Raw genomic sequence first — 8,140 nt, 5'->3', positions numbered from 1 at the left:
TCCAAAAATCCAAAAATCCAAAAATTGAGCCTGCGCTGGATATCTAGACCTTCCCACAAGTTTGCCATTAACGGTTTATCTAAAACAGAGCGAAGAAATACGTCTAATTAATACGTTAAATAATATTTTTTAGCCAAAATTTACTGAGGTTGAAGGTATTTCAAGGGGAGGTTAATTCACCTAAAAAGGTCAGTTTCTTCAAATTGAAAAGTACAGTTTTTAAGTTTTATGTGTTTGTTAAATATAGAAAAATATTTTTCAACTCAAAAGCTCGTCTTGACGGTTTTAATTTGCTGCCTTAAATTTAATAACGTTAAAACAGTCAAAGGATTGATAGTGGTTTGTTGAGGTGAGTTGTTAGCCAAATGTTTAATGGGCAGATATGACCAATTAAACCGGTTATGTTAATGCCATCATCACCAAACGACATGTTGTTATTTAAGCTAAGCAGTTTTGTCTCGTTTAACAGATTTGGAACTGTTGTATAAAGCGACAGACCATAAATGGCGCTATATCAATAACTGATATAGCGAATAACTAACTGACAAAAATGTCAGAAACAAGGAGAGTAAATTATGCGTGAATTAAGCGTAAATGAAGTTATAGAAGTAAGTGGCGCAGTCGACCAGGATACTGCAATTTCAACTAATGCAACAATCGTCACAATCGGTGCTGGAATAGCAGTAGCCGGAAGCGCCCCAGCTTGGTTTCCAATTGCCATGATTGCCGTAAGTTTAACAACTACATATTCGTACATATCTGACTTGTTGGAAGACTAAACATATTTTGGCTCATGTAAAAATGAGCCAATTAAAAACAAATATTGAGGAGCTTGAAATGCAATTTGAACAATGGCGGAATAAGGAAAAAACAAAGTGGAATCAAAACGGCACTAAAAATAGAAATTTACTATTTATCTGTTTGGCAATTGCAATTGCAATTTCTATTTTTATGATTGTTAAGTAATAGGTTTTTTTTCTATATTAGGGAAACTTAAAGTTAGTTATTCAAGGCATAGCTAGAAATTTGGACGCCTTTTAATTAGAAAATTTATATTGGTTGCATAGTGTGCAATGGTAATCTTTTCTTAAGGATACTTAAGCCCTACTAAGGAATTTTTATGAAATCTATAATGATGAAACCATTTTCATTTAGTATTGCAATAACGTCTTTGGTATTAGGAGTTTATGGTTTAAGTCTCCCCGTACTATTTATCACTGGCATAATGTCTATTATTGGTGGCTTTTTTATTTTCAATTCAATAAGCGATTCAAATGTTAAATTGTTTAACTGGGGACAAGCCTTTATTTACATGGGCTTAGGTGCTTTTTTTGTCAAAGTCTTAGAGGTTGCACATATATCATTTTTAGTATTGGTAATCATTAGTGGCTATATATTTCATAAAACCTTGCTTTATATTTTAAATATTGAGTATAGAGATTAAATTGGCTAATTATATTCCCTGACTTGAATGATAATGGCAGGAATTGTTAGTGACCCGTATGCACTTAAATTAAAAGATTGGTCTTTTGGATTAGTGACTATTGGAATTGCTAATCTAGTCTATGTTGGAGCTAAGTTAAATCAAGACAAACATTTGAATTGTGATTGGCTTTGATTTTGGAGCCGCTATTCTAAAATACTTAGCTTTATAAAATTCGTTTAAAACAAAACTTTAAAAAAATGCGACTTAAACTCACTTGGAATTTAAGCCGCATTTGATAGGTAAATAGAGCGTTTTACTAGGGTTAAAGTCCCAAGACTTTTTTACCTTGTTCAAATACAATATCTACCGGAATGTTTGCAGTTGTTAAACGCGCTAAGTCCGCCGCTAATTGTGGCTTAATTATGCCACTTGTTGCGACTAGCTTGTCGACACCATCGTAGTCACCGTCGCCCTGTAGGGTTAAGATTAACGTTGATAAACCTGTCATAGCTTGTTGCATTTTCACCATGTCGACACGGTATAGGCCGTTTTCATCACGTTGGAACGCATCTTTATCTGCAAAATAATTAAAGCGGATCATGTTTGCTTTACCGTGTGCCGAACTTGCGCCAAACCGCACTGAACGGAAAATACCGGCTAAAAACGTCGTGTAATAATCTTCAAGTTTACCTTCGGTTATTACACCTTGGTTAAACAATTGCGTGATCATATAAAGGCCAAGAATATCCGCTTTGCCTTCTTCCAATGCAGATGCATGTTCTTGCAAAGATTGGCGAACTGTACCAGTACCTGTAATGGTATTTTTAATGCCTAAGCCATGTGCAACTTCATGGAACATTGTATTGTTGAAAAACGCATTAAACGTAATGTGTTTTCTTTGTTCCGGGGCAATTAATACATCCGATATTGGCAACAAAATTTTATCGAATTTAGCTTTCATCGCATTTTTAAGCTGCAGTCGACGAGTGCCTTTTTGCAGTTGAACTTGTTCGTCGTTTGGCAAGTTGATTGCGATTGTTTTACCGCCGGCATTTGAGTGCCCCGCATAATAAACAACGTCATAGGCATTTAATTGTGAGTTGGCGCCAGGGACTTCTTTTTTGTACTTGTCTGGAACAGGTAAGCCTTTTTGCAATTCTGGAAGTGTTTTGGCGTATTTCTCTAATTTTTCACTCCACGCCAGATCTTTGATGAGGACGTAAGATTCAAAGCCTGCACGATATCCAAAAAGTTGATCTTCATAAGTTTCAATTGGACCGTAAACAAGTTCAATTGCATTGTTTTTCATGTTCATCCAGGCAAAGTCAGATGCTTGGTAATCATCATTTAATAAGGCTTCTGCACGCATTTTTAAGTAGTTTGCAAATTCGCTGTCTTCAGCTAATTTTGAGGCTTGAACTAAAATATCAGCAGCCTGCTTGAGTTCTTTTTGATAAATGACTGAATATTTAACGGCTTGCAGTTTGCCATCTTCGTTTCTAGTAATAACCGAATACAATCCTTCACCGTCTTGTAATACGGCATCAGTCAATTGTTTCTTGGTCATATCTGCTGGGTAAAATTGCGCCCCAAGGGGTTTTTCACCAAAACCGGTTAAAAATGGTTTATCGCCATTTAGCCTATCCCAAGGTCCATAATTTACTTCAGCAAATCGACGTGCATCTGGGTCACTTATCCGAGCCAAAAATTCGGCTTTATCTTCTCCAAATGATTGCTTCCAAAACAAGTCATCCATTATTTTTGATGCATCAATTAACAGGCCGACCATTCGTTTTTGGTCGTCACTTAATGTGGATAAATCGGCTGTTAATGCGACAGGTGTGTAGATATCAAATTTGTTTTTGTACTCGTCAACGGCTTGTAACGTACTCGCGCTCTTTTCTGGAGTCATTTGAGTTTGTTTTTCTGGTTGTTTGTTACAGCCCGTGAGGCTAAGCGCCGCGAGTGAAATCGCCAATGTGATTGAAGATAATTTCACGTTTTGTCCTTAGTGTAGAGTTTTGTCGTTATAATTTTTATATGCCATTTTTGGCATTGAACGATATACAAGATAGCGCAAGTTGTTGGTGAGATAAAGTAAGTACCGAACCTTGGGTATACCAATCGCCAACTACCGCTCTAATTTTATTATTTGGCAATGAATGTATTTCAGGTCGGTGGGTGTGACCATGGATAAGTAAATCTACATTCTCACTTGCCATGACAGCATCAACGGTGGTCGGATTGACGTCCATAATGTCAGATGATTTATGCTTTTGTTGCGCAACACTAATCTTACGATAGTTTTCTGCTTTAAGGCGACGTTGTTTCAGAGGTAAGCATTGGATTAAGAACTTCCACCACCAAGTTCGACTTTTGCGGCGAAACTTTTGATATGGGATATCGTCAGTACAAAGTTGGTCACCATGCATAAATAAAATGTTATAGCCGTAGCCGGTGATACGATGTTGTTGCGGCAATAATGTCATTTTTGCTTTTTTTGCAAATCGTTTTCCAAGTAGAAAATCTCGATTACCATGGATAAAGTAGACTGGGGTTGATTCTGCAAATTCTGCAATGACGTTGGCAATGGTATTTGTAAAAGGGGAGATGTCATCATCGCCAATCCACGCTTCGAAAAGATCACCCAAAATATATAATGAATCATGTTTGTTTTTAGAATCGACTAGAAACTGGCAAAAACACGATGTTATGTCTGGGCGTTCTGGACTTAAGTGCAGATCGGCAATAATTAATGAGCTGTTTGTCATCGGATTTAGTCTTAGCGCTTTGAAAATCAAAGCGCCAATTCTTATTATTCTTCGATTTCAGCTTTTTCAATAATGACATCTTCAGTTGGGACGTCTTGGTGATAACCAGAACGGCCCGTTTTAACTGCTGAAATTTTATCAACAATGTCCATGCCTTCAACAACTTTTGCGAATACACAGTATCCCCAACCTTCTGAAGATTCAGCACGGAAGTTTAAGAAACCGTTATCTACACTATTAATAAAAAACTGAGACGATGCCGAATGTGGTTCCATTGTGCGAGCCATTGCTAAAGTCCCGCGGTCGTTTTTCAAACCGTTGTTGGCTTCATTTTTAATTGTCGCGTTGCCATCTTTTTCTTCCATGCCAGGTAACATGCCGCCACCTTGAACCATGAAACCAGGGATTACGCGGTGAAAAATCGTTCCATTGTAAAATCCAGATTTCACGTATTCAATAAAGTTAGCGGTTGTGATCGGCGCTTCTTCAGTGAAAAGTTCTATTTTAATTTGACCAAAATTTGTTGTTAATACAACCATGATATATTCCTCAAATATGCTATTTGCAGCGATTGTAGCGAATTTCTATCTGTTTGACACAGTTCACTTTAAATTAATTAATGAGACCGATTGTTTTTTAGTCGAGTCAAATTAATGACATTTTAGGAAATGTCCATATTTAACAATAATGTTCAACAAATACAACACCTTACACTTTGGCATTGATAATGCTTTATTACACACATAAATGACAATTGAAAAAGAATGTCGAATAGGTGATGCAATGAATATTCAAGCCAACAACTTATATGCCGAACTTCAATCCATGGCTTCTCAGGTTTCTGGGACAACGATACGGCCGAATGCTGAAATTAGTCCATTTCAAGCAAGTGAAAGAGTAGCAAACCCGTCATCTGCAAATTTTGGTGACTTGCTTAGTCAAGCGCTTAACAATGTTAATGATATACAGCAAAACGCTGGAGCGCTTAAAAATGCGTTAGAAACCGGTGACCGCTCAGTAACGTTGGCTGAAACGATGATAGCGTCGCAAAAAGCAGGCATCGCGTTTGAAGCAACGGTACAAGTTAGAAATAAACTTGTTGAAGCGTACAAAAGCATCATGAGTATGCCTGTTTAACCTCAATTAGCATTAACAAGTATTAATAGGACAATATTGTGGCAGATGAATTAACCACCCAAGTGGCACCAAATCAAGATGTTTCCAGCGACCTTGTTACGTTAAATACGGACGCGAGTGAAGGTGTCGAGGAACAAAAATCTGGCTTTATGAGCTCAATCTCTAGCGCTGAGGTTATGCGACAAGGGGCGATGATCGTTGCGTTAACCATCTGTTTAGCAATCGCAATTTTCATTATCATTTGGTCACAAGAACCTGAATTACGTCCAATCGGTAAATTTGAAACTGCCGAGTTGATTGAGACATTGGATTATTTAGACAGCCAACAAATTGAATATGAACTGAATCAAAACACAATTTTGGTTGCTGCGGATCAATACCAAAACGTTAAATTATCTATTGCCCGTGGTGGATTAACTCAAGGACCGAATGAAGGGTCTGAGATCTTAATGCAAGATTCTGGATTTGGCGTTAGCCAAAGAATGGAAACGGAACGTTTAAAACATGGCCGTGAACAACAACTTGCAAGAACCATCGAAGAGCTAAACTCAGTAGGGCGTGCCCGAGTACTACTTGCTATCCCAAAAGAAAATATTTTTGCACGTCATAGTAAAAAACCTTCAGCTACAGTGGTTGTTACTTTAAAGCGTGGTCGTATGATGGCCGAAGAAGAAATTGATTCAATTGTCGATATCGTTGCTTCAGCCGTTCAAGGTATGGAACCGGCTAAAGTTACGGTGACTGACCAAAATGGCCGTTTGTTAAATTCAGGGTCTCAAAATTCTCTATCAGCATTATCACGCAAGCAATTTGAAATTGAACGTAAACGTGAAGATGAATACTTAGCCAAAATTAATTCTATCTTGTCACCAGTGGTAGGTCTTGAAAACTTTACCGCACAAGTTGACGTTACAATGGATTTTACCAGCGTTCAGGAAACACAAAAAACATTTAACCCAGACTTACCTGCTATTCGCAGTGAGTTGTTAATAGAAGATAATTCTACGGGCAATGGTGCATTAGGAATTCCAGGTGCATTATCTAACCAACCACCACTAGATTCAAATATCCCAGAGCAGGCCACAGACGGACAATCACGCGGTGCAAGTGGTCGTAGTCATAAAGAGCAAACTCGAAATTACGAACTAGACCAAACTATCAGCCACAAACAAAATCAAACTGGCATGATGCGCAGATTAAGTGTGTCGGTTGCCGTTGATTATGTCAGAACAACAGCAGAAGATGGCACGATTCAAACAACTCCGCGTTCTTCTCAAGCCCTAGTTAACATTCGCCGTCTATTGCAAGGTGGTTTGGGCTTTGATTTAAACCGAGGTGATACATTAGAAGTGGTTACCATTCCATTTAATAAAATTGATGATATGACGGCTGTAGAACAGCCATACTATCAACAAGATTGGTTTCAACCCTTTGTTAAAACTGTATCGTCAATGGTGGTTATTGTTGTTCTTATCCTATTCTTAGTTAGACCAATGTTGAAAAAATTAATGAATCCGGAAGAAACGTCGGATCAATATGAAGAAGATGCATTAGGCGGTGTAGATTTGGGCGACGAAACATTAGATATGCTCAATACTGAATTTGACGAAAAAGACATTGGTTTTGCAGCGGATGGTTCACTACAATTACCAGACTTACATGGTGATGAGGACTTGCTCAAAGCAATCCGAGCATTAGTTGCCAATGAACCAGAGTTGTCGTCACAAGTTGTTAAAGGGTGGTTATTAGAAGATGAATGATGTCGTAGCACAACCAGCGAAGGCCGGCTTTGATGTTGATAAGTTGGAAGGTGTAGAGAAAGCAGCGATTTTGTTGCTCAGCTTGTCTGAGGAAGACGCCGCTCAAATTTTGAAACACCTTGAGCCAAAACAAGTTCAAAAAGTCGGTATTGCGATGGCGCAACTTGATGATTTAAGTCAAGACAAGATATCAGCAGTGCATCGACTGTTTATCGACCAGATACAAGATTACAGTACGATTGGTTTCCAATCCGAAGACTTTATCAAAAAGGCATTAACTGCCGCATTAGGTGAAGAAAAAGCGGCTACGCTATTAGACCAAATTATTTTGGGTGGCGGGGCCAAAGGTTTAGATTCACTTAAATGGATGGACTCAAAACAAGTTGCCAATATCATCCGCAACGAGCATCCACAAATCCAAACCATTGTTTTGGCCTATTTAGCGCCAGATCAATCGGCTGAAATTTTGGGTCAGTTCCCAGATAAAGTCCGCATTGATTTAACAATGCGTATCGCAAACCTTGAAGAAGTACAACCTGCGGCACTTCAAGAACTAAATGAAATTATGGAGAAACAGTTTGCTGGTCAAGCTGGTGCTCAAGCAGCGAAAATGGGCGGCATGAAGGCGGCTGCAGAAATCATGAACTTCTTAGATACCAACATTGAAGGGCAATTGATGGATGCTATGCGTGAACACGACGAAGAGATGGCGCAACAAATTCAAGACTTAATGTTTGTATTCGACAACCTCATAGATGTTGACGACCGCGGTATCCAGGCCATTTTACGTGAAGTACAACAAGACTCCTTGATGAAAGCAATTAAAGGCGCCGATGATGGATTAAAAGATAAGATCCTGAAAAACATGTCTAAACGTGCTGCCGATATGATGGCTGACGATTTAGAGGCGATGCCACCTATTCGAGTATCAGAAGTTGAAACGGCGCAAAAAGAAATTTTGGCAATTGCCCGACGATTGGCTGACGCCGGTGAAATTATGTTAGGCGGTGGCGGTGGAGATGACTTCCTATAGTCATCCCATACAA

Annotated in this window: 9 protein-coding genes; 6 read left to right on the top strand and 3 right to left on the bottom strand. The window is 38.7% G+C overall.

All coding sequences use genetic code 11. The features are described 5' to 3' along the window. Window positions 1-575: 575 nt before the first annotated feature. From KO525_RS02460 to KO525_RS02450, 3 genes are all read left to right on the top strand, one after another. Window positions 576-779 carry a hypothetical protein gene (locus KO525_RS02460; protein ID WP_215962195.1) on the top strand — a complete coding sequence of 68 codons (204 nt, stop codon included), beginning with the start codon at window positions 576-578 and terminating at the stop codon, window positions 777-779. Between the two features lie 22 nt (window positions 780-801). After that, complete coding sequence (locus KO525_RS02455) at window positions 802-966, top strand: hypothetical protein (RefSeq protein ID WP_215962194.1); 165 nt, start codon at window positions 802-804, stop codon at window positions 964-966. Between the two features lie 154 nt (window positions 967-1,120). Then, the gene (locus KO525_RS02450; protein WP_215962193.1) at window positions 1,121-1,444 is read left to right on the top strand and encodes a hypothetical protein; all 324 of its coding nucleotides are present in this window, start codon (window positions 1,121-1,123) and stop codon (window positions 1,442-1,444) included. A 304-nt stretch (window positions 1,445-1,748) separates the two neighbouring features. Here KO525_RS02450 and KO525_RS02445 read toward each other — a convergent pair whose 3' ends face one another. The 3 genes from KO525_RS02445 to KO525_RS02435 are packed head-to-tail and all read right to left on the bottom strand — an operon-like array spanning window position 1,749 to window position 4,736. After that, window positions 1,749-3,425 (bottom strand): Zn-dependent hydrolase, encoded by a 1,677-nt coding sequence (locus KO525_RS02445; RefSeq protein ID WP_215962192.1) that lies wholly within the window; start codon window positions 3,423-3,425, stop codon window positions 1,749-1,751. A 37-nt stretch (window positions 3,426-3,462) separates the two neighbouring features. Further along, the gene (locus KO525_RS02440) at window positions 3,463-4,197 is read right to left on the bottom strand and encodes a UDP-2,3-diacylglucosamine diphosphatase (RefSeq protein WP_215962191.1); all 735 of its coding nucleotides are present in this window, start codon (window positions 4,195-4,197) and stop codon (window positions 3,463-3,465) included. A gap of 44 nt (window positions 4,198-4,241) precedes the next feature. Continuing rightward, window positions 4,242-4,736, bottom strand: a complete 495-nt coding sequence (locus tag KO525_RS02435; protein WP_215962190.1) for a peptidylprolyl isomerase — start codon at window positions 4,734-4,736, stop codon at window positions 4,242-4,244. Window positions 4,737-4,980: 244 nt separating this feature from the next. On the opposite strand from KO525_RS02435, the gene fliE reads away from it, so the two are divergent. The 3 genes from fliE (at window position 4,981) to fliG (ending at window position 8,127) form a co-directional block, all read left to right on the top strand. Then, complete coding sequence (fliE, locus tag KO525_RS02430) at window positions 4,981-5,334, top strand: flagellar hook-basal body complex protein FliE (RefSeq protein WP_215962189.1); 354 nt, start codon at window positions 4,981-4,983, stop codon at window positions 5,332-5,334. A 62-nt stretch (window positions 5,335-5,396) separates the two neighbouring features. After that, on the top strand, window positions 5,397-7,094 hold the full coding sequence (gene fliF, locus KO525_RS02425; RefSeq protein WP_272182521.1) for a flagellar basal-body MS-ring/collar protein FliF: 1,698 nt from the start codon (window positions 5,397-5,399) through the stop codon (window positions 7,092-7,094). Further along, window positions 7,087-8,127: a flagellar motor switch protein FliG gene (gene fliG, locus KO525_RS02420; protein WP_215962188.1), complete on the top strand. Its 1,041-nt coding sequence runs from the start codon at window positions 7,087-7,089 to the stop codon at window positions 8,125-8,127. The genes fliF and fliG overlap by 8 nt, the downstream gene beginning before the upstream one ends. Window positions 8,128-8,140: the final 13 nt, after the last annotated feature.

This window comes from Psychrosphaera sp. B3R10, assembly GCF_018861025.1.
Classification (GTDB): domain Bacteria; phylum Pseudomonadota; class Gammaproteobacteria; order Enterobacterales; family Alteromonadaceae; genus Psychrosphaera; species Psychrosphaera algicola.
This window is presented reverse-complemented; position numbering and strand designations above follow the sequence as displayed.